We start from the raw sequence: 19,626 nt of genomic DNA, 5'->3' as shown, positions 1-19,626 counted from the left end.
GACATGGATATCAAACGCACCATCCTCTGGGTCATCTTCTCGATGTCCCTCGTGCTGCTCTACGACAACTGGCAGCGCGCCAACGGCCATGCGTCGATGTTCTTCCCGAGCACGACGCAGCAGCAGGCCGCTTCGGCGCCGGCCGCCAGCGGCGCGGCCGCGCAGGGCGACGTGCCCAAGGCCAACGTCCAGCCGGGCGCAGCCGCCCCGGCCGCGGGCGCCGCGCCGCAGGCCGCGGCCCAGCCCACCGGCGAGAAGATCGTGGTGACCACCGACACGGTGCGCGCCGAGATCGACACCGCCGGCGGCATCGTGTCGCGCCTGGAGCTGCTCAAGGAGCATGAGAAGGACGGCAAGCCGGTGGTGCTGTTCGAGCGCGACAACGTGCGCACCTACATGGCCCGCTCGGGCCTGATCGGCGGCGACCTGCCCAACCACACCACGCTGTTCACCGCGGCCCCGGGCCCGCGCACGCTGGACGGCGCCGAGCAGCTGCAGGTGGTGCTGAGCGCCGAGAAGAACGGCGTGAAGCTGGTCAAGACCTACACCTTCCGCAAGGGCAGCTACGTGGTCGACAGCAAGTTCGACGTCACCAACGCGGGCACCGCGCCGGTCTCGCCGACGCTGTACCTGGAACTGGCGCGCGACGGCAGCAAGGTCGAGCAGTCGCAGTTCTACAGCACCTTCACCGGTCCGGCGGTCTACACCGACGCCGACAAGTACCACAAGATCGACTTCGAAGACATCGCCAAGGGCAAGGCCACCGTGCCGGCCGCCGCCAATAACGGCTGGGTGGCGATGGTGCAGCACTACTTTGCCTCGGCGTGGATTCCGCAGACCGGCAAGGAGCGCAGCTTCTACGTGCAGCAGATCGATCCGCACCTGTACCGCGTGGGCGTGCAGCAGCCGCTGGGCCAACTGGCCCCGGGCGCGAGCGTGAGCACCGATGCACGCCTGTTCGCCGGCCCGCAGGAAGAGCACATGCTCGAGAAGATCGCCCCGGGCCTGGAGCTGGTGAAGGACTACGGCTGGCTGACCATCCTGGCCAAGCCGCTGTTCTGGCTGCTGGAAAAGCTGCACGGCTTCCTGGGCAACTGGGGCTGGTCGATCATCGCGCTGACGGTGCTGATCAAGCTGGTGTTCTTCCCGCTGTCGGCGGCAAGCTACAAGTCCATGGGCAAGATGAAGGACCTGCAGCCGCGCATGACCGCGATCCGCGAGCGTTACAAGAACGACCCGCAGAAGATGAACCAGGAGATGATGGGCCTGTACCGCACCGAGAAGGTCAACCCGCTCGGCGGCTGCCTGCCGATCGTGATCCAGATCCCGGTGTTCATCGCGCTGTACTGGGTGCTGCTGTCGTCGGTGGAAATGCGCGGCGCGCCGTGGCTGGGCTGGATCAAGGACCTGTCGGTGCCGGATCCGTTCTACATCCTGCCGATCGTGATGGCCGTGTCGATGTTCGTGCAGACCAAGCTGAACCCGACCCCGCCGGATCCGGTGCAGGCCAAGGTGATGACGATCATGCCGCTGGTGTTCTCGGTGATGTTCTTCTTCTTCCCGGCCGGCCTGGTGCTGTACTGGGTGGTGAACAACATCCTGTCGATCGCGCAGCAGTGGCAGATCAACCGGATGCTGGGCAAGGGCAAGACGGCCGTGGTGGCCAAGAGCTGAGCCTGTTGCAAGATGCGGTGACGGAAAGCCCGGCAGAGATGCCGGGCTTTTTGTTTTTTGCCGACCGATGGCCTGTGCCTGCCACCGGTTTGCTCCTCTCTCACGCGCGCGGGAGAGGGGAGCCTGGTTCAAGCGGTGTTGGCTACGGCTGGTCTGCGTTGGCTACTGCAGGCGTATCCTACTGACCTGCGCCCGATATCAGGAGATCCCCATGAGCTGGTCCGCCCACCAATACGTCGCCTTCGAAGACGAACGCACCCGCCCGGTCCGTGACCTGGTGGCAGCCATTCCCAACGAGATCGCGCGCAGCGCGGTGGATATCGGCTGCGGTCCCGGCAACTCCACCGAGGTGCTGCTGGCGCGCTATGCCGGCGCCTCGGTAACCGGGCTGGACAGCTCGCAGGACATGATCGACGCCGCGCGCAAGCGCCTGCCCGACGTGCAGTTCCGCGTGGCCGACATCGGCGCCTGGGACGAGGCCGGCCCGTACGACGTGATCCTCGCCAACGCGGTGCTGCAGTGGCTGCCCGACCACGCCCGCTTGTTTCCCGAACTGGTGTCGAAGCTTTCCCCGGGTGGCACGCTAGCCGTGCAGATGCCGGACAACCTGGAAGAACCCGCGCACCAGCTGATGCGCCGGGTGGCGGCAGAAGGCCCGTGGGGCGACAAGCTTGCCGGCGCCAGCAAGGCCCGCGCCGAACGCGCGCCGGCGCGCTGGTACTACGAGCTGCTGCGCCCGCTGTGCCAGCGCGTGGACGTGTGGCTGACCACCTATCACCATCCGCTCGCCGGTGGCCCGGCCGCGGTGGTGGAGTGGTTCAAGGGCAGCGGCCTGCGCCCGTTCCTGCAGCCGCTGGACGAGGCCGAGCGTGCCGCCTACCTGGCCCGTTACCAGACCGAGATCGCCAACGCGTACCCGGCGCTGCCGGACGGCTCGGTGCTGCTGCCGTTCCCGCGCCTGTTTATCGTCGCGACGCGCTGAACCCGCCGCTGAATCCGCCGCTGAACCCGCATCAAGCGGGCTTGTGGCAGACCGCCTCGATGTTGTGGCCGTCCGGGTCCAGCACGAAGGCGCCGTAGTAGTCGGGGTGGTAGTGCGCGCGCAGGCCGGGTGCGCCGTTGTCGCGCCCGCCCGCGGCCAGTGCCGCGCGATGGAACGCATCGACGGTCGCGCGGCTGTCGACGCGGAACGCCACGTGCACCGGCGGCTGGTTGGGCGTGCCGCGGTGGATCCAGAAATCGGGATGGCCAGGCGTGCCGAAGCCGGCGACATCGGTGCTGCCGGTGACGCTGGCCGGGAACTCCTTGTCCAGCACGTAGCCGATGGCGCCCAGCGCGGCCTGGTAGAAGGCGCGGCTTTTCTCGTAATCGCTGACGCTGACACCGGTGTGGTCGATCATGGGTGGCTTCCTTTGTCGAGATGGGAGAGAGAGGATCTCAGGCCAGGTCCAGCACGCTCATGGTGGCGTTGAGCCGGCTGACCAGCACGGATTCGCCGTGGACGTCGGCAAACACGTCGGCCTCGACCACGATGATGGAGCGGCCGGACTTGAGCACGTCGGCCCGGCAGCGCAGCCGTTCGCTGCGCACGGCCCGCAGCAGGTTGATCTTGAATTCCGCGGTGACCACGTGCTGGCCCGCCTCCAGGATGGTGGATGCGGCCGCGCCGGCGGTGTGGTCGGCCATGGTGGCCTGCACGCCCGCGTGGACGATGCCGCCGTGCTGCAGGTGGCGCGCCGTGATGGCTAGCGTGGACTCGCACCAGCCGGGCCCGCAGTCGGCCAGCGCGATGCCGACGTCGTTGACGAAGGCGGCCTGGCGGAAGCCGGCCTCGATGGTGTCGCGCAGCAGAAGCCGTTCCTGTTCGGTGGTCATGGCGGTTTCCTCGTGGGTCAGGGCGCTGGTCCTGGCGAATCTGCGCATTCCAGCCTGAAGGACGGGGCGTGTCAACCGCCGAAGCGGCGCTGGCGCCGCATACCGCCCAAGCGCGTGCTGTCGCCTACACTGAAGGCATCTGCGTTTCGCGTGCGCGCCTGACCGCATGCAGTCCGCCATGAACGCCGACGCCCAGTCTCCCAAGCTGCGCCGCAAGGCGCGGCCCGCCGCAGCCTTTGCCGCGCTGGCGCAAGCCAGCCTGGCGCGCATCGACGCGTGCCTGGACCCGCTGCAGCGCCGCGACGACCCGGAAGACCTGCACCAGTTGCGCATCGCCCTGCGCCGGGCGCGCGCGGTCGTGTGGGCCATGGGCCCGGCCCTGCCGCGGCAGGAGCGCGACCGCTGGAAGCGCGACCTGCGCACGCTGGCCCGCGCCACCACCACGGTGCGCGACTGGGATGTGTTCCTGGCCGAGACCATCGGCCCGGCCCGCGAACTGGAGCCGCAAGACACGATACTGGCCGCCATCGCCGACACCGCCCGGCAGCGCCGCGAGACCGCGCGCGCAGCGATGCTGGCGACACTGGCCACTTACCGCGACTGGCCACTGCCCGCGCTGCATCGCGACCTTGCGCACCTGGCGCAACTCGCCGCCCGCGCCCGCGGCGACGGCGCCCGCCTGGCCACCTTTGCGCGCCGGCGCGTGCGCCGCGGCCGCAAGCAGCTGCGGGCACTGGCCCGGCATGCCCGCAAGGGCGATCCCGCCGCGGTGCACGCGCAGCGCATCGCCGGCAAGCGTCTGCGCTATGTGATCGAAGCACTGGCGCCGGTGCTGCCGGCGCGCTATACCAGGCGCCTGCACGCCAAGCTGGTCAAGCGGCAGGCCCGCCTGGGCCGGCAGGTCGATAGCGTCGTCGCGCGCCGTCTGATGGCCGAGTGCCTGGACATGCAGGCGATGCCGGACGAGGCGCCGCCGTTGCCCGGCGCCAGCTGACCGTCCCGCCAGCCATGGCGGCCCGCCATAGCGTTCCAGCGTGTTCCAGCGCGTGCCACGCCAACCGCACCCGATCTGCGACAATACCGCCATGACTGCTCCCCAGCTTCCCATTGCCGCCATCGCCACCGCGCCCGGCCGCGGCGGCATCGGCGTGGTGCGCGTGTCCGGCCCCGATGTCGGCCCCGTGATGCGCGCCGTCTGCGGCCAGGCACTGAAGCCGCGCCACGCCACCTACCTGCCGTTTCTCGATGGCAACGGCAAGGTCATCGACCACGGCCTGGCACTGTATTTCCCGGCGCCCAACTCCTATACCGGCGAGGAAGTGCTGGAGCTGCAGGGCCACGGCGGCCCGGTGGTGATGCAGATGCTGCTGACGCGCTGCCTGCAGGCCGGCGACGGCATCGGCCTGCGCCTGGCCGAACCCGGCGAGTTCACGCGCCGCGCCTTCCTTAACGACAAGCTCGACCTGGCCCAGGCCGAGGCCGTGGCCGACCTGATCGAAGCCAGCACCGAGGCCGCGGCGCGCTCGGCCGCGCGCTCGATGGAGGGCGAGTTCTCCAACGCCATCCGCCAGCTGGTGGACAAGGTCATCCACCTGCGCATGCTGGTCGAGGCCACGCTGGATTTCCCCGAGGAAGAGATCGATTTCCTGGAGCAGTCCGACGCGCGCGGCCAGCTTGCCACCATCCGCGATGAACTTGGCGCGGTGCTGGCGCAGGCGCGCCAGGGCGCGCTGCTGCGCGAGGGGCTGTCGGTGGTGCTGGCGGGCCAGCCCAACGTGGGCAAGTCGTCGCTGCTGAACGCGCTGGCCGGCGCGGAACTGGCCATCGTCACGCCGATCGCCGGCACCACGCGCGACCGCGTGCGCGAGACCATCCAGATCGACGGCATCCCGCTGCATATCATCGACACCGCCGGCCTGCGCGAGGAAGCCACCGACGAAGTCGAGCGCATCGGCATCGAACGCACCTGGGACGCCATCCGCCGCGCCGACATCGTGCTGCACCTGGTCGACGCCACCGACTACCTGCGCCACGGCCTGTCCGAGATCGACGACGCCATCGACGACAAGCTCAGCGGCCAGCTGCCGCCGGGCGCGCCGATCGTGCGCGTGGTCAACAAGATCGACAAGGCCCCCGCGGTGGGCGAGGTCATGTTCGGCGGCAACCGCCCGCACGTGGTCGCCGCCAACGGCCCCAACCCGACCGAGATCTGGATCTCGGCGCGCACCGGCGCCGGCATCGAACTGCTGCGCCGCGAACTGCTCCGGCTGGTGGGCTGGCAATCCGGCAACGAAGGCACCTTCCTCGCGCGCGAGCGGCACCTGACCGCGCTGCGGCAGGCGCAATCGCACCTGGACGTGGCCGCCGAACAAAGCCAGCGCCAGGCCCAGGCGCTGGACCTGTTCGCGGAAGAACTGCGGCTGGCGCAGGAACACCTGAACAGCATTACCGGCGAGTTCACCAGCGATGATCTGCTGGGGACGATTTTTACGCGGTTTTGTATTGGGAAGTAGGAAGAGGCGGGGCATGGGCAACCGCCTGCCCATCGCCGGCACTGTACATCCATACAGTAAACGTAAGACAATGGCGCTTCGTCAGCAATGCCGGTTCGATGAGGAGTTACGCCATGTCCGATACGATTGATGGAGCCCCATCCGCGCCGTCCTTTGAGCGGATCAGGCAGGTTGGTTCAGCGGGCGAAGAGTATTGGTTCGCTCGAGAACTGGCTCCACTGCTGGACTACCAGGATTGGCGCAATTTCGTCCAGGTAGTCGAAAAGGCCAAGATCGCCTGTACCCAATCCGGACATGAGGTCCCTGACCATTTCGGTGACACCACCAAGATGGTCCAGATAGGATCGAGCGCGAAGCGGCCTATCGCGGACTTTCGTCTGTCGCGCTACGCCTGTTACCTGATCGTGCAAAACGGCGACCCGTCCAAGCCGGTGATTGCCAACGGTCAAACGTACTTCGCGCTTCAGACCAGGCGACAGGAGTTGGCTGAGGCGTCGCGCTTCCGCAAGCTCTCCGAAGATGGACGCCGCTTGATGCTGCGCGGAGAGTTGACTGAGCATAACAAGGCGTTGACTGCTGCAGCCAAGAGCGCTGGCGTTGAAACGGCGATGGACTACGCGGTATTCCAGGACCACGGCTACAAGGGGCTTTATGGCGGCTTCGGTGCCAAGGATATTCACGCGTCCAAAGGCCTGAAGAAGAGTCAGAAGATCCTTGACCACATGGGCAGCACGGAACTGGCCGCTAACCTGTTCCGCGCAACGCAGACGGAAGAGAAGCTGCGCCGGGAGAGCGTTCAGGGCAAGAAACAAGCGAACCACACCCACTATGAGGTGGGCGCAAAGGTGCGGCAAACCATCGCGGACCTTGGCGGCACCATGCCCGAAAAGCTGCCCACGCCGGAGAAGAGCATCAAGCAGATCGAACGCGAACAGCGTCGGTTACAAAACGACTCGGACAAGTCCACACCGGAAAATTTCTGACCCGACGGCAGGCCATTGCTACTTCCATGCGCCTGACCCTCGTCACCTTCGGCACAAGGGCGACTGCCGCCCGATGGTCGCGCTGGCCCTGGGCCTGGCGATCGCGCGCTTTTGCGGCAGGCAGGGCGCATAATGCGCGCTTCGCCCTCCGCCTTCCGCTTTTACTACGCAGGACCTTCCCGATGTTGAACCGCACCCAGCAGATCCTCGTTGCCATCGTCGCCGTGGCCGTCCTTGGCATGTTGTGGTTTGCCGGCAATGACCGCCGCGACGATGTCGGCGGCGCCGTGCCCGACACGCCGACCGATGCGCAGGCCGCGGCCAGCGCGGTGCCGGCGAGCGAGGTGCGCGGCGTGCCGCGCAACGGCACGCTGGACCCGGTCAGCATCGACCCGCAACGCCCCGCCGACCGCCTGCCGCAACTGCAGGCCGATGCGCTGCTGAAGGCGTACCGCGACAATGCCGCGCAAGCGGATCGCAATTACCTGGACCAGTACCTGATCGTCGAAGGCGTGGCCAGCGGCATCCGCCGCGAGGGCGAGCAGGTCTTTGTCGACATCCGCACCAACGACCCCGGCGCCAATGTGCGCGCGCTGCTGCTGCCGCGCCAGATCTGCGGACCGGCCGGGCGCGAGTGCGAAGTGGAAGCGCGCGCCACCATGGTGCGGCGCGGCCAGAAGGTGGCGGTGGAGTGCAACGGCGCCGGCCTGGCCGACGGCATGCCGCTGCTGCGCGACTGCCTGCTGCGCGGCGGCGCCAACTGATCGAACCCGTCGATTCCGGAGTTACCCGCCATGCATTCCGTGCTGTCCGTCCTTGCCATCCTGATCATGGTGGCGACCGTCATCGGCGTGATCTCGCCCGCCTGGCTCAGCCAGACGCTGTTCGGCGGCAAACCCGTGACGCGCGTGCAGGTGGCGGTGGTCGGTGTGTGCCTGGCCGCGCTCTGCCTGGTGCTGGTGGGCCGGCTGGCGCAGGGCGGCGCGGGCGGCTGAGGCGCCATCCGCCACGCCAGAAGCGGCCGGTTTGCGCTTCTGTTCGGCCGATTGGATTGGCCTGCCGGCGCCTACAGTGTGAAGGTATGCGGTGGCCATTGCGCCTTGTCGTGGCGCGCCGCCCAGCCCCCAGGACATTCCATGAACCATGCACTGCTGACGGCCTGCGTGGGCCTGCTGCTCACCGGCTGCTCGACCTACCAGGCCGTGACGCCGGTCGACCGCCTTGACCCCACCGATCCCGTTGTCGCGTTCCAGCTGCCGGCCGGCGGCGGCCCGCTGGGCAACTACGGCGCCCACGGCACGCTGCTGTGCGTGGTGGTGAACCCGGTCAGCGGCAATGACTTTGTCGAGAACTTCCTGTCGTCGCTGCGGCGGCGCAATTTCGAGGTGAAGGTGCTGCAGGCGCAGACCTCGATCGCATCGTGCCCGATGGTGGCGCTGTACACCGCGCGCGGCGCCTGGTACTGGAAGACCTACCTGAACAACGCCGACATCACCGTGTTTCTCAATGGCGACCGGGTCGGCAAGGCCATCTACAACGCCAACCGCAGCGCCGGCGGGCTGAACCTGAGCAACTTCGTGCAGCCGTCGTCCAAGCTCGATGAGCTGGTCGAGCAACTGTTCCCCGGCATGCTGCCGCCTCCGCCGCCGGAGGACACGGCGCCCGCGCCGGCCGCCTAGCCCTTCCGCTTACCCCACCTACAGTCAACCGGAGGGCCGCGCCATGAGCCTGTGCACCGCATCCTGCCGGGCGCAGCCGCTCCCGGCCCAGCGTACCCGGGTCAGCGCTCCAGCCGGCCCAGGCGCACCACGGTCACGCCCGGGCGCAACTGGCGCAGCGACGGCATCACCAGCACGCAATCCGGATACGGCGTCACCACCGGCTCGCCGTCGCGCCAGCCGATTACGGTCCCGGCCTCGGTAAAGGTCTCCAGCCCGGTGTAGGGGCCGGCAAAGCGGAACTCCATGCTGGTGGCCACCACCGGCTCGGTCACGCGCACCACGCGCTGCGCGGCGGTCAGCGGCTGCAGCCAGCCGGCAGGCAGGTCGCTTGCGTCGACGATGCCGGCATGCAGCAGGAAGCGCGCGGTACTGTCCTGCGCCACCGTCACGGCGGCCGGTTCCCAGTGCTGGCCGCATTCGATCAGCAGCGCATTGCGCGGGCTGGCGGCATCGCCGAAGCCATCGTAGTCGCGCATGCGGCGGCCTTCCGGGTGGCCTTCGTCGACGATCACATCGGCCGGCGCACCCAGCGCGCGCGACAGGGCGATGCCCTTGTCCAGCGGGCCGGAGACGATCAGCGGCCGGCTCTTCTCATGCATGGAATGCAGGTCCAGCAGCAGGTCGACGGTATCGATCACCGGGCGCATGGCGCGTGCGCGGCGCAGTTCCGATGAATCGCGCCTGGCGTCATCGAGCACCTTGGCGGTCCAGACCCGGTTGAAGTCCTGGTCGACGAAGCGCGAGGCATCCGGGCTGGCGGGATCGAAGCGGTGGTAGGCATCGACGTTGGCAAAGGCCAGCGTCAGGCGGCCGCGGCGCGGACGCAGGCCGTGGTCCAGCAGCGCCTTGACGGCGATGGCGCCGCAGACCTCGTTGCCGTGGGTCAGCGCGTTGACCATCACATGCGGGCCGGGCTGGCCGCTGTCGAAGGTGTAGAGGTAGGGGATGCCGGTGTTGCCGGCGGCGTAGGGGCGGATGTCGGGGAAGGCGACGTCGACGGGGTAGGCTTCGAGGGGTGCGGTGGGCTGGCGGGTCATGAAGTCGGTGCGTTCAGGGTGCCTGGCAGGTCAGTGCCTGCCGGGTCATGTGATAGGGACAGGGAGTGTGCAGGCGGCGGCAAGGAGTGGCGCCGCCTCGCCATTCCCCTTACTGCTGGATCCCCGCCGTCTGCACGATGGTGCGATAGCGCCCGGTCTCGCGCTTGATAAAGCTGCCGAACTGCGCCGGATTGGCGGGCGCCACTTCCACGCCGGCCTCGGCCAGCTTCCTCTTCACGTCCGGCATCGCCAGCACGGCCTGCATCTCGGTGTTCAGGCGCGCCACCACCGGCTGCGGCAGCTTGGCGGGGCCCATCAGGCCGAACCAGACGCCCATGTCCACCCCCTTGAGCGCCGGGGTCTCGGCCAGCGCCGGCACGTTCGGCGCCACCGGCGAGCGCTTGGCGCCGGTCACGCCGTAGGCCTGCACGCGGTTGGCCTGGATATGCGGCAGCGCCGACGACAGCACCATCACCGCCAGGTCGATCTGGCCGCCGAGCAGGTCGGTCGCCATGGCTGAAGCGCCCTTGTAGGGCACATGGGTGATATTGACCTGGCCCTGCTGCTTGATCAGCTCGCCCGCCAGGTTCAGCGGGGTGCCGACGCCGGACGAGGCGTAGGCCAGCTTGCCCGGCTGGGCCTTGGCCAGCGCGATCAGCTCGGCGGCGTTCTTGGCCGGCAGGCCGGGCTTGCCGACCAGCACCATCGGCTGGGTGCCGACAAAGGTCACCGGCGCCAGGTCCTTCTCGCCGTCGTAGCGCACCGCCGGGTTGGTCAGGCGGGCGATCGACACTTCACTGCCCGAGCCCATCAGCAGCGTGTAGCCGTCGGCCTCGGCCTTGACCACCTTGGACGCGCCGATGGTGCCGCCGGCGCCGCCCAGGTTTTCGATCACCACGCTCTGGCCCAGGCGCTTGCCCAGTTCCGGGGCGATGGTGCGGGCCACCAGGTCGACGCTGCCGCCGGCGGTGTAGCCCACCACCAGCGTGATCGGCTTGCCAGGCCAGGCATCGGTCGCGGCGGCGGCGGTGGAAACGGCGCCGGCGCAAGCAGCAAGGCAGAGTGCGGCAGCGGCCGCGCGCAGGGTGGTCTTCATGGTATTGGCTCGGGGTCCCGGAATCATGGTTGTGGACCGATGTTAGAAGCGCGGGACCGGCGCGGCGTGCGGCTTTGGCAACCCCGGTTGCCGATTCGGCAATGGCGGCAATATCAGCGCGGGGGACGGTTCAGCGGGGCGCCTGCACCGCCGCCTGCCAGAAGGCCTCGGCCAGCGGCCGCATGGGCGCGCGCGGGCGGTACAGGCGGATGTCGAGCGCCAGGTCGCCGCCGTCAGCACCGTCGTGCCCGCGCGCGGCGGCGATGGCGCGCACCAGCCGGCCGTCGCGCAGGTCGTCGGCAATCAGCCGCGCGGGCAGCCAGGCCAGGCCCATGCGCTGGCGCACCATCTCGTGCACCGACTCGGCAAAGTCGCTGACCGCGATCACGTCCAGGCGCGGCGCCAGCTTGCGGCGCGCGATCTCCTGGTTGACCATGCGGCCCAGCGTCAGGGTCTCGGCGTAGGCGATCATCGGCACCGGCGCGGGCGCGGTCTTGCCGGCGACCTTGCCCGTGCCCAGCCGGTGCAGCGGCGCGCCGCGCGCGTCGGCCGCGCTGACGCACACCAGCCGCTCCACGCCGGCCAGGTGGAACTGGTAGCGCGCGTCGTCCAGCATCACCGGCAGGTCGGGCGGGCTGTAGCACAGCAGGAAGTCGGCATCGCCCTCGGCGAACATCGCCAGCGCGTCGTGCATCGGGAAGGTCGACAGGCGCGTGCGGAAACCCGCCGCGGCGGGATCCTGGCGCAGCGCCTCGCGCAGGCCCGCGAGCCAGGCCGGCACCATCGAGCGCGCGAGCGTCTTGCCGGTGGCAATGGTCACGGTGCTGGCGTCGGCGCGGTGGGCGGCGCGCAGCGCCAGGCGGGTATCGTCGAGGGTGCGCAGCGCGCTCTGCGCCGCTTCCAGGAACTGGCGCCCTTCGGCGGTCAGCCGCACCGGGAAGGCGCTGCGGTCGATCAGCGGGGCACCGGCCCAGACCTCCAGTGCCTGCATGCGCCGGCCAAAGGCGGGCGGGGTCACGTTGCGCAGCTCGGCGGCGCGCGCGAGGCTGCCGGCCTGGGCCAGGCAGACGAAGTCTTCGAGCCAGCGGATATGCATGGAAACGGCGGTCAGGGTTGGGGGCAAGGCCTTCATTATCGGCAAAACCCGCCGCCACTTTGGCGGCCGCGTTCCTCGGTTAGAATTTTCGGCATGACACTGACCCGGCGCCGCCAACCCTCGCCTCCGTCCCGCCCGGGGTCCGCCGCAGCCGGACCGCCGCCTGCCCCGGAATACACCATCGACGAACTGGCGCGCGTGGCCGGCACCACGGTGCGCAACGTGCGCTCGTACCAGGACCGCGGCCTGATCGACCCGCCGCAGCGGCGCGGGCGCGTGGGCATCTACACGCAGGCGCACCTGGGACGGCTCAAGCTGATCCACCACCTGCTGGCGCGCGGCTACACGCTGGCCAATATCACCGAACTGCTCAAGGCCATCGTCGAAGGGCATGACCTGCGCTCCATCCTTGGGCTGGAAACCGCGATCAGCAGCCCATGGACCAACGAGACCCCGCGCCACTATTCCTACCTGGCGCTGGCGCGGCTGTTCGGCCGGGCGATCTCGCGCCCAGCGCTGGCCAAGGCGATCTCGCTGGGGCTGCTGGAACCGGACGGGCTGGGCTACCTGGCACGCAGCCCGCGCGCGCTGGCCGCCGGGGCCGAGATCGCCCACGCGGGCTTTGCGCTGGAAGACGTGCTGGAGATCATCGCGCAGTCACGCGGGCATTTCCAGGCGGTGTCGGACCAGATCGTCGCCACCGTGGTGCGCGAGCTGGACCGCTTCGGCGAGGGCAAGCTGCCGCCGCCGCAGGACGTGCCGCGGCTGGTCGATATCCTGTGGCGCATCCGCCCGCTGGCGCTGGTGATGGCCGAGACCGAGATGATGCGGGCGCTGGAGATCTCGGCCAACAAGTACCTGGGGGACCGGGTGGCGGCGATCATCGAGCATCTGCACGATGACGAGGGCGGGGGCGCCAAGCCTTAGCCCTCATCCACCCCTTGCCGCCTATAGCGCAACCATGTCGAAATCCGCTTTCGCCATGCCGCAGTCCGGGCAGCTCCATTCCGGCGGGACCGCGCCCCACGGTGTGCCGGGCGCGATGCCGTGCTCGGGCATGCCAAGCGCTTCTTCATAGACGAATCCACAGATGCGGCACTGCCAGATGGTCATGCCGCCCCCCGCAGCGAAGGTGCCCGGGTGGAGACGCCGGCGGCGCGCGCGGTGTCTTCGATCTCCCGCACCAGCGGATCGATGCGGGCCAGCTCGGCACGGTTGTCGTCGTCCCAGGGATGGAAGCCGGGGCGGAAATAGCTGAGCCACTCCGGGATCATGCGCGGCAGCGCGCCGGGCGATGCCCACAAAAAACGCAGTGCGGTGCCAAACCCGCCCAGCTTGTTGGGGCAGCCCTTGTCGCCCATCACCAGCGCGATATGGAACACGAACACCATGGCCCAGAACGTCACCGTGGTGGTCAGCATGGTGAAGGTGCGCACGAAGTAGCGGTACGGGCCAGGCTTCATCACCGTGTTCCAGACGTCGTAGGCGACCGCCTTGTGCTCGGTTTCTTCCAGCGCGTGCCAGGTCCACACCTGCCGGTAGCCGGCCTGCGAGTTCGCGCCCAGGTGGCGCACGTCCTTCAGCACGCCGCCGGCCAGCATCGCGGTGTAGTGCTCCAGCGCGATGGTGTGCGCCAGCTGCCATGACCTGGGCAGGATCTTGCGCAGCAGGTCCAGCAGCTTCCACACCGCGCGGTCCAGCGCCGCGGCGGGCAGCCCGGCATCTTCCATCAGCCGGTTGTAGAGGATGTGCTCGCGCGTGTGCATCGCTTCCTGGCCGATAAAGCCGGCAATGGCGCGGCTCAGCTCGGGGTCCTTCACCTGGTCGCGGTAGTTGCGCACGCTGTCCATGAAGAAACGTTCCCCGGCGGGGAAGAAGATCGACAGCGTGTTGAGGAAATGGGTGACGTGGCGGCCCCGCTCGTGCCAGTCGCTGATGCGCTCCGGCGGCAGGTGGGGATGCACGTCGCGGCGGACTGGCATCATGGCGGTCTCCTTGGGTGACAGCCGGCGCGCGCGGCGCCGGCGCGATTCATTGGCGGTCCAGGAATGGCAGCAGGTCTGCGGCCACGCGTTGCGGGTCTTCTTCCATCGGCACGTGGCCCAGCCCCGCGTAGCGGCGCAGCTGCGCGCCGGGGATGCGCTCGGCGAAGGCCTGTGCATGCGCCGGCGGGATCCAGCGGTCGCGCTCGCCCCACAGCACCAGCGTGGGCGCCCGCACGCTGCCGAGCAGGTGGGTGTCGAGCTGGGCGAAGTCCAGCTTCGGCACCATCTTGCCGACCGCCTCGCGGCTGCCTTCGGCATAGAAGAAGTCCACGTAGCGGCGGAAGGTGGCTTCGGGCACGCGCGCGGCGTCGCCATAGACGTCGCGCGTGGCGGCGCGGATGATGCACTCGGGCAGCAGCCACGGCGCCGACCACCGCACCGGCGCATGGCGGAACAGGTCGATATAGACCGGCAGCTTCATCGGAAAGCCGGCGGCATCGATCAGCACCAGCTTGTCGACCGCACCGGGCCGGCGCACCGCGAGGTCCCACGCGATCAGCCCGCCCAGCGAGTTGCCGATGACGCTGGCGCGGCGCACCTGAAGCGCCGCCAGGAAGGCATCGATGAAGTCGCGGTAGCGGTGCACGTCCATGGTCTCGATGCGCCCGCGCCCATCGCGCAGCGGCCCGGTCAGCCCGAACGGAGCCAGGTCCAGCCGCAGCACGCGATAGTGTTGCGCCAGCGCCGGCACGATGCCCTGCCACGTATGCAGCGACGCGCCGAAGCCGTGGATCAGCACCACGGTGTCGCCGTCGGCGGGGCCTTCGTCGGTGTAGTGCACCATCGCATCGAGCACGCGCACCCAGCGCGAGGCCGGCAGCGCATGGCGCTGCGCCAGCGTCGCGCGCGACAGGCTGAACAGGCCCACGCGGCCCTGCCCGAACCAGCGCGTCAGCGTGCCCGGCGGCGCCAGCAGCGCGGCGTCCGCTTCCATCGCCAGGCGGCTCACGGACGCTCTCCCTGGCCCACCGGTGCGGGCGCCACCACGTTGCCCAGATCGCGCTTGCGGCGCGTCTCGCGCACCACCAGCGACTGGTAGGCGGCGGGCAGCAGCCGCGCCATGGCGTCGGCGGCGTAGGCGTCCGGACCGATCAGCACGCGCCGGCGGTTGCGCCGCACGCCCTCCAGGATCACGCGCGCGGCCTTGTCGGGCGAGGTGATGAAGAATTTCTCGAACTCGTCCTTGCCGTGCTGCGCGTCGCGCACCAGGAAGCCGTTGACGCTGGCCGAGACCCGGCTGGCCTGCGCGATATTGGTCTTGATCCCGCCGGGGTGCACGGTGGTGGCCGACACGCCGCAGTCCATCAGGTCCAGCTCCTGCCGCAGCGATTCGGTGAAGCCGCGCACCGCGTACTTGCTGGCGTTGTAGGCGCCCATGCCAGGCTGGGCGAAGATGCCGAAGATGCTCGAGGTATTGACCACGTGGCCGTCGCCGCTGGCCTTCAGGTAGGGCAGGAAGGCCTTGGTACCGTACACCACGCCCCAGAAGTTGATGCCGATGATCCATTCCAGGTCGTCGTAGCTCATGCCCTCGACCGTGCTGGACAGCGCCACGCCGGCGTTGTTGAAGATCAGGTTGATGCGGCCGTGCGCGTCGGCGGCGGCCGCGGCCCACGCATAGACCGCGGCGCGGTCGGCCACGTCGACGGTGTGCTGGCTGATGCGGGCGTGCGGTGCGGCGGCCATGGCCTGCGCCGCGGTCTGCGCCAGCCCGGCCTCGTTGCGGTCCGACAGCGCCAGCTGGCAGCCCTCGCGCGCCAGCGCCAGTGCCAGTGCGCGGCCGATGCCCGAGCCGGCGCCGGTGATCGCGGCAACCTTGTTGCGGAACTCCTTCATGTCCGGTCTCCTTCCGGTGTGTGTCGTTGTTCTGAGGGAAAGCAGGGGAAAAGCGCGTGCAGGCGTGTGCGTCACGCACCCGCGGCAGTGGAGATATCGGCCGCCGGCTGCACCGCGGCCTCGTCCGGCACGGCGCGGCACACCGGGTACAGGTCGTAGTCGGTCATGCGGAAGCTGGCGGTGGCGCGGCGGAACTGCCAGGTAAAGCCCGGCCACAGCGTGGTGTTGCGGCCGCTGCGCGGGTCGATGTACCAGCTGGCGCAGCCGCCGGCCGACCAGATCGCATGGCCCAGGCGCGCCTGCAGCCGTTCGTTGAAGCGGCGCTGCACCGGTTCGCGCACGTCCACCGCCTGCACGCCGTCGCGGCGCATCTGGCGCAGCGCGTCGGCGATATAGGCCACCTGCGACTCGATCATGAACACCATCGAGCTGTGGCCCAGGCCGGTGTTGGGCCCGACCACGAAGAACAGGTTGGGAAAGCCCGCGACCGTGGTGCCGAGGTAGGCCTGCGCGCCGTCGCGCCAGGCATCGACCAAATCGACGCCGCCGATGCCGGCGATCACGCCGCGCGGCAGCGGGTCGGTGGCGTGGAAGCCGGTGCCGAGGATGATGCAGTCCGCCGGCCGGCGCGTGCCGTCGCGCAGCACCACCGCATCGCGCTCTACGCGCGCGATGCCGGTGGTGACCACGTCGACGTTGTCGCGCGTCAGCGCCGGGTAGTAGTCGTTGGAGATCAGCACGCGCTTGCAGCCGATGGTGTAGTCCGGCGTCAGTGCCGCGCGCAGTGCCGGGTCGCGTACCTGCCGGGCCAGGTGGCGGCGCGCGACGCGCTCGACCACCTTCATGATCTTCGGATGCAGCACGAAGCCCAGCACGCGCGACTCCAGCATCCAGTAGATGCCGGTGCGCACCAGGGTCTGCGTGAACGGCAGGCGGCGGAACAGCCAGCGCTCGGCGGCGCTGACCTCGCGGTCGGGCTTGGGCATGATCCACGGCGGGGTGCGCTGGTACAGGTCCAGCTGCGCCACCTGCGGCGCGATCTGCGGCACGAACTGGATCGCGCTGGCACCGGTGCCGATCACCGCGACGCGCTTGCCGCCCAGCGCATAAGCGTGGTTCCAGTGCTGCGAGTGGAAGCATTCGCCCTCGAATGTATCCAGCCCCGGGATGTCGGGATACGCCGGCCGGCTCAGCCCGCCCATGCCCGACACCAGCACGCGCGCCCGCACCACCTTGCCGTCGGCCATCTGCAGCCGCCACAGCTGCGCGGCCTCGTCCCAGGCCGCGTGGCGCAGCTCATGGTGCAGGCGCAGGTGCGGACGCAGGCCGAAGCGGTCGGTGCAGTCTTCCAGGTAGGCGCGGATTTCCGGCTGGGTCGAGAACATGCGCGACCAGTCCGGGTTCGGCGCGAAGGAAAAGGAATACAGGTGCGACTGCACATCGCAGGCGCAGCCGGGGTAATGGTTGTCGCGCCAGGTGCCGCCGACGGAGCCGGCCTTCTCGAACACCAGGAAATCGCGCTCGCCGCGCTCGCGCAGCCGGATCGCCATGCCCAGGCCGGCAAAGCCGCTGCCGATGATGGCGATGTCGGTGTGCTCGGGGGCAGGGGGTGCCTGTTGTGGCCACTGCGGCGACAACGCCGGCGGCAACTCCGCGGGTGCATTCATGCGCGCTCCTCACCTTTACGACAGTGTTTATTGTGACATTGATGAATGTCATCGTAGGAAGCGCGGCGCGGGTGGTCAATGCCGTGAATCGAAGGATGGTTCTAATTTTTGCGGTGTGCCAGCGGCGCCTGGAGCACATCAAACGAGGCCACAAGGCGGCATCGCCCCTTGCACGGGGACATGGCTGCGTGCGTTTGAAACCGCAGGATTTTTTCAGGGCTTCGCCGATGACGAAGGCGTGGCCGCAACAAAGGGGCGCTAGGCGGCCCGGCCCTTGCGGCGCCAGCCCTGCGGCGTTTCACCGGTCCAGCGCTTGAACGCATGGGTGAAGGCGCTCTGTTCGGAATAGCCGAGCCGCATCGCGCACTGCGCCAGGCTCAGGCCGGGTTCGGCAAGGTACTGGCGGGCCAGCGCCTGCCGCACGTTATCCACAAGCTGTGAATAACTGATGCCCTGCGCCTGCAGGCGCCGCTGCAGCGTGCGCACCGGCAGGCCCAGGTGCGCGGCGACGTCGGCGATCGGCACCTCGCCCTGCGGCAGCCGCGCGCGGATGCAGGCACGCGCCTGCGCCAGCGCGTCGGCGCCCGCAGGAACGATCTGCTGCAGCTGGGTGTCGGCGATGCGCGTCATCTGCGCCTGCATGCCGGCATCGGCCTGCAGCGAGGGCAGGTCCAGCAGGGCTCGGTCGATATGCATGGCATGGCGCCCGGCGTTGAAGACCACGGGACAGCCGAACACCTCGGCATGCAGCCGGGTATCCGCGGGCGCGGCGTGCGGGAATTCGACCTGCGTCGCCACATGCTGGCTGCCGATCAGCCAGCGCGCGAACACCACCCACGTGGCCATATGCAGCTCATGCGCATGGCGCGACAGCGGGCCATGCCGCGCTTGCCACGTCATGCACGCGGACTGCGGCGTTTCGATCAGGCGGGTGCCGCCGATGTCGTTGGCCAGCACTTCATAGCGGATGCCCTGCAGGATGGCGTCGCGCACGGTTGGCGTGGTCAGTACCACGTAGCCCATCTCGGCATAGTGGCGCGGCGCGAAGGCGGCGCCGGCGCGCAGGCCGACATCGGCGTCGCCGGTGGCCTGCTCCAGCCAGTCCAGCAGCGCGAGGTAAGCCGCGCCGGCAATGCGCGTGGCGGTCTGCGCCTGCGCCCCCGCGTCCAGCAATGCCGGCGGCACGCCGACGGCGCGCAGCTGCTCGGCCGGGGCAATGCCCTGGCGCTCGCCGTGGTCGAGCACGGCGCGAAGGTAAGCAAGCGAGACGGTGCCGGATGCGGGATCAGGCCCGGTGCCGGCCTGCATACCACCGGCACCGCCATCGGACGGGTTGGCGCGTGGCATCAAAAAACCTGTCATGCGGGATCAAGACCGGGCACCGATCTTTATCCAAACTCCGGACAGCGTCAATGCGGGCCTGCCCGCCCGCACCGCAGAGCAAAGACAAGAGACCGACGCAAGGAGACCCGATGCGCCCCAACCCTCATCACCGCCGCGACGCGGCCGCTGCCGATGCGCTGCACGCGCTGACGCGACGCGGCTTCCTCAAGGTGGGCATTGGCTTCTCGGCCGCGCTGGCGTGTACCGCGCTGGTGCCGTCGCTGGCCGGCTGCTCGTCCGCCGATCCCGCCCCGCAGGCGGGCATGTCGTTCCTGCGGCCGGACGACGTGGCGATGTTCCGCGCGCTGCTGCCGGCCATCGTCACCGAACTGGCCGAAGCGCCGCCACCGCGCCAGGCCGCGCTGGCGCACGACGCGCTGCGCAATATCGACGCCACTTGCGCCGCCATGGGCGCGGGCGCGCAGGCCGAGCTGCGCAAGCTGTTCGACCTGCTGGCCAGCACGCCGCTGCGCTGGGCCCTGGCCGGCATCCGCCAGGACTGGAGCGCCGCCACGCCGGCGCAGGTGCAGGCCTTCCTGGCACGCTGGCGCGCCAGCCGGCTGGCCACGCTCAATGCCGGCGCGGTGGTGCTGGTCAAGCTCGGCAGCGTCGGCTACTACGCGCTGCCGGCCGCCTGGGCCGGCTGCGGCTATCCCGGCCCCGACGCGGCCATCTACCGGGCGCTGCACGCCTGAACCCG

The 19,626-nt window shown here is 69.4% G+C and carries 21 protein-coding genes; 10 read left to right on the top strand and 11 right to left on the bottom strand.

Annotation, left to right across the window (positions count from 1 at the left end; translation table 11 throughout):
- Positions 1 to 3 precede the first annotated feature (3 nt).
- Complete coding sequence (yidC, locus tag CBM2588_RS01270) at positions 4 to 1,674, top strand: membrane protein insertase YidC (protein WP_115679022.1); 1,671 nt, start codon at positions 4 to 6, stop codon at positions 1,672 to 1,674.
- 211 nt (positions 1,675 to 1,885) lie between these two features.
- The gene (tam, locus tag CBM2588_RS01265; protein WP_115679021.1) at positions 1,886 to 2,656 is read left to right on the top strand and encodes a trans-aconitate 2-methyltransferase; all 771 of its coding nucleotides are present in this window, start codon (positions 1,886 to 1,888) and stop codon (positions 2,654 to 2,656) included.
- 31 nt (positions 2,657 to 2,687) lie between these two features.
- Here the strand turns inward: tam and CBM2588_RS01260 are convergent, their stop codons facing one another.
- Positions 2,688 to 3,074 (bottom strand): VOC family protein, encoded by a 387-nt coding sequence (locus tag CBM2588_RS01260; RefSeq protein WP_115663457.1) that lies wholly within the window; start codon positions 3,072 to 3,074, stop codon positions 2,688 to 2,690.
- A gap of 37 nt (positions 3,075 to 3,111) precedes the next feature.
- A complete protein-coding gene (locus tag CBM2588_RS01255; RefSeq protein ID WP_062796033.1) occupies positions 3,112 to 3,549 on the bottom strand; it encodes a PaaI family thioesterase in 438 nt (145 codons plus the stop codon).
- A gap of 178 nt (positions 3,550 to 3,727) precedes the next feature.
- Between CBM2588_RS01255 and CBM2588_RS01250 the strand changes: the two genes are divergently transcribed.
- The 6 genes from CBM2588_RS01250 (at position 3,728) to CBM2588_RS01225 (ending at position 8,724) form a co-directional block, all read left to right on the top strand.
- The gene (locus CBM2588_RS01250) at positions 3,728 to 4,543 is read left to right on the top strand and encodes a CHAD domain-containing protein (RefSeq protein ID WP_115681352.1); all 816 of its coding nucleotides are present in this window, start codon (positions 3,728 to 3,730) and stop codon (positions 4,541 to 4,543) included.
- Positions 4,544 to 4,634: 91 nt separating this feature from the next.
- Complete coding sequence (gene mnmE / locus CBM2588_RS01245) at positions 4,635 to 6,062, top strand: tRNA uridine-5-carboxymethylaminomethyl(34) synthesis GTPase MnmE (RefSeq protein ID WP_115681351.1); 1,428 nt, start codon at positions 4,635 to 4,637, stop codon at positions 6,060 to 6,062.
- A gap of 113 nt (positions 6,063 to 6,175) precedes the next feature.
- A complete protein-coding gene (gene dinD / locus CBM2588_RS01240) occupies positions 6,176 to 7,045 on the top strand; it encodes a DNA damage-inducible protein D (protein WP_115679020.1) in 870 nt (289 codons plus the stop codon).
- Between the two features lie 182 nt (positions 7,046 to 7,227).
- Entirely contained in the window at positions 7,228 to 7,809 is a 582-nt protein-coding gene (locus CBM2588_RS01235; protein WP_115679019.1) for an OB-fold putative lipoprotein, read from the top strand.
- Between the two features lie 30 nt (positions 7,810 to 7,839).
- Positions 7,840 to 8,040, top strand: a complete 201-nt coding sequence (locus tag CBM2588_RS01230; RefSeq protein ID WP_115679018.1) for a hypothetical protein — start codon at positions 7,840 to 7,842, stop codon at positions 8,038 to 8,040.
- A gap of 141 nt (positions 8,041 to 8,181) precedes the next feature.
- Entirely contained in the window at positions 8,182 to 8,724 is a 543-nt protein-coding gene (locus CBM2588_RS01225; protein WP_115679017.1) for an Sbal_3080 family lipoprotein, read from the top strand.
- Between the two features lie 101 nt (positions 8,725 to 8,825).
- On the opposite strand, the gene CBM2588_RS01220 is transcribed toward CBM2588_RS01225, so the two are convergent.
- The 3 genes from CBM2588_RS01220 to CBM2588_RS01210 all read right to left on the bottom strand — a co-directional run bounded on the left by CBM2588_RS01220 (position 8,826) and on the right by CBM2588_RS01210 (position 11,995).
- Positions 8,826 to 9,803 (bottom strand): M14 family metallopeptidase, encoded by a 978-nt coding sequence (locus CBM2588_RS01220; protein WP_115679016.1) that lies wholly within the window; start codon positions 9,801 to 9,803, stop codon positions 8,826 to 8,828.
- 109 nt (positions 9,804 to 9,912) lie between these two features.
- Positions 9,913 to 10,899, bottom strand: a complete 987-nt coding sequence (locus CBM2588_RS01215) for a Bug family tripartite tricarboxylate transporter substrate binding protein (RefSeq protein ID WP_115679015.1) — start codon at positions 10,897 to 10,899, stop codon at positions 9,913 to 9,915.
- A 130-nt stretch (positions 10,900 to 11,029) separates the two neighbouring features.
- Positions 11,030 to 11,995 (bottom strand): LysR family transcriptional regulator, encoded by a 966-nt coding sequence (locus CBM2588_RS01210; RefSeq protein ID WP_115679014.1) that lies wholly within the window; start codon positions 11,993 to 11,995, stop codon positions 11,030 to 11,032.
- A gap of 93 nt (positions 11,996 to 12,088) precedes the next feature.
- Between CBM2588_RS01210 and CBM2588_RS01205 the strand changes: the two genes are divergently transcribed.
- Complete coding sequence (locus tag CBM2588_RS01205) at positions 12,089 to 12,922, top strand: MerR family transcriptional regulator (protein ID WP_115679013.1); 834 nt, start codon at positions 12,089 to 12,091, stop codon at positions 12,920 to 12,922.
- 21 nt (positions 12,923 to 12,943) lie between these two features.
- Here the strand turns inward: CBM2588_RS01205 and CBM2588_RS01200 are convergent, their stop codons facing one another.
- The 6 genes from CBM2588_RS01200 to CBM2588_RS01175 form a co-directional block, all read right to left on the bottom strand.
- Entirely contained in the window at positions 12,944 to 13,108 is a 165-nt protein-coding gene (locus CBM2588_RS01200) for a rubredoxin (RefSeq protein ID WP_115679012.1), read from the bottom strand.
- Positions 13,105 to 13,980, bottom strand: coding sequence for a metal-dependent hydrolase (locus CBM2588_RS01195; RefSeq protein ID WP_115679011.1), 876 nt, complete (start codon positions 13,978 to 13,980; stop codon positions 13,105 to 13,107). The genes CBM2588_RS01200 and CBM2588_RS01195 overlap by 4 nt, the downstream gene beginning before the upstream one ends.
- Before the next feature lie 46 nt (positions 13,981 to 14,026).
- Positions 14,027 to 14,989, bottom strand: a complete 963-nt coding sequence (locus CBM2588_RS01190) for an alpha/beta fold hydrolase (protein ID WP_115679010.1) — start codon at positions 14,987 to 14,989, stop codon at positions 14,027 to 14,029.
- Complete coding sequence (locus tag CBM2588_RS01185; RefSeq protein WP_115679009.1) at positions 14,986 to 15,876, bottom strand: SDR family NAD(P)-dependent oxidoreductase; 891 nt, start codon at positions 15,874 to 15,876, stop codon at positions 14,986 to 14,988. The genes CBM2588_RS01190 and CBM2588_RS01185 overlap by 4 nt, the downstream gene beginning before the upstream one ends.
- A 71-nt stretch (positions 15,877 to 15,947) precedes the next feature.
- Positions 15,948 to 17,543 (bottom strand): flavin-containing monooxygenase, encoded by a 1,596-nt coding sequence (locus tag CBM2588_RS01180; RefSeq protein ID WP_115679008.1) that lies wholly within the window; start codon positions 17,541 to 17,543, stop codon positions 15,948 to 15,950.
- A gap of 258 nt (positions 17,544 to 17,801) precedes the next feature.
- Positions 17,802 to 18,890, bottom strand: a complete 1,089-nt coding sequence (locus CBM2588_RS01175; protein ID WP_115679007.1) for an AraC family transcriptional regulator — start codon at positions 18,888 to 18,890, stop codon at positions 17,802 to 17,804.
- 125 nt (positions 18,891 to 19,015) lie between these two features.
- Here CBM2588_RS01175 and CBM2588_RS01170 point away from each other — a divergent pair, with 125 nt between their 5' ends.
- Positions 19,016 to 19,621: a hypothetical protein gene (locus CBM2588_RS01170; protein WP_115679006.1), complete on the top strand. Its 606-nt coding sequence runs from the start codon at positions 19,016 to 19,018 to the stop codon at positions 19,619 to 19,621.
- Positions 19,622 to 19,626 lie beyond the last annotated feature (5 nt).

Source organism: Cupriavidus taiwanensis (assembly GCF_900250075.1).
GTDB classification, from domain to species: Bacteria; Pseudomonadota; Gammaproteobacteria; order Burkholderiales; family Burkholderiaceae; genus Cupriavidus; species Cupriavidus taiwanensis_C.
This window is presented reverse-complemented; position numbering and strand designations above follow the sequence as displayed.

What these genes read in the sequence shown, in the direction of transcription:
- yidC (WP_115679022.1), top strand. Translation starts at nt 4, where the DNA reads ATGGATATCAAACGCACCATCCTCTGGGTCATCTTCTCGATGTCCCTC.
- tam (WP_115679021.1), top strand. Translation starts at nt 1,886, where the DNA reads ATGAGCTGGTCCGCCCACCAATACGTCGCCTTCGAAGACGAACGCACC.
- CBM2588_RS01260 (WP_115663457.1), bottom strand. Translation starts at nt 3,074, where the DNA reads ATGATCGACCACACCGGTGTCAGCGTCAGCGATTACGAGAAAAGCCGC.
- CBM2588_RS01255 (WP_062796033.1), bottom strand. Translation starts at nt 3,549, where the DNA reads ATGACCACCGAACAGGAACGGCTTCTGCTGCGCGACACCATCGAGGCC.
- CBM2588_RS01250 (WP_115681352.1), top strand. Translation starts at nt 3,728, where the DNA reads ATGAACGCCGACGCCCAGTCTCCCAAGCTGCGCCGCAAGGCGCGGCCC.
- mnmE (WP_115681351.1), top strand. Translation starts at nt 4,635, where the DNA reads ATGACTGCTCCCCAGCTTCCCATTGCCGCCATCGCCACCGCGCCCGGC.
- dinD (WP_115679020.1), top strand. Translation starts at nt 6,176, where the DNA reads ATGTCCGATACGATTGATGGAGCCCCATCCGCGCCGTCCTTTGAGCGG.
- CBM2588_RS01235 (WP_115679019.1), top strand. Translation starts at nt 7,228, where the DNA reads ATGTTGAACCGCACCCAGCAGATCCTCGTTGCCATCGTCGCCGTGGCC.
- CBM2588_RS01230 (WP_115679018.1), top strand. Translation starts at nt 7,840, where the DNA reads ATGCATTCCGTGCTGTCCGTCCTTGCCATCCTGATCATGGTGGCGACC.
- CBM2588_RS01225 (WP_115679017.1), top strand. Translation starts at nt 8,182, where the DNA reads ATGAACCATGCACTGCTGACGGCCTGCGTGGGCCTGCTGCTCACCGGC.
- CBM2588_RS01220 (WP_115679016.1), bottom strand. Translation starts at nt 9,803, where the DNA reads ATGACCCGCCAGCCCACCGCACCCCTCGAAGCCTACCCCGTCGACGTC.
- CBM2588_RS01215 (WP_115679015.1), bottom strand. Translation starts at nt 10,899, where the DNA reads ATGAAGACCACCCTGCGCGCGGCCGCTGCCGCACTCTGCCTTGCTGCT.
- CBM2588_RS01210 (WP_115679014.1), bottom strand. Translation starts at nt 11,995, where the DNA reads ATGCATATCCGCTGGCTCGAAGACTTCGTCTGCCTGGCCCAGGCCGGC.
- CBM2588_RS01205 (WP_115679013.1), top strand. Translation starts at nt 12,089, where the DNA reads ATGACACTGACCCGGCGCCGCCAACCCTCGCCTCCGTCCCGCCCGGGG.
- CBM2588_RS01200 (WP_115679012.1), bottom strand. Translation starts at nt 13,108, where the DNA reads ATGACCATCTGGCAGTGCCGCATCTGTGGATTCGTCTATGAAGAAGCG.
- CBM2588_RS01195 (WP_115679011.1), bottom strand. Translation starts at nt 13,980, where the DNA reads ATGATGCCAGTCCGCCGCGACGTGCATCCCCACCTGCCGCCGGAGCGC.
- CBM2588_RS01185 (WP_115679009.1), bottom strand. Translation starts at nt 15,876, where the DNA reads ATGAAGGAGTTCCGCAACAAGGTTGCCGCGATCACCGGCGCCGGCTCG.
- CBM2588_RS01180 (WP_115679008.1), bottom strand. Translation starts at nt 17,543, where the DNA reads ATGAATGCACCCGCGGAGTTGCCGCCGGCGTTGTCGCCGCAGTGGCCA.
- CBM2588_RS01175 (WP_115679007.1), bottom strand. Translation starts at nt 18,890, where the DNA reads ATGCCACGCGCCAACCCGTCCGATGGCGGTGCCGGTGGTATGCAGGCC.
- CBM2588_RS01170 (WP_115679006.1), top strand. Translation starts at nt 19,016, where the DNA reads ATGCGCCCCAACCCTCATCACCGCCGCGACGCGGCCGCTGCCGATGCG.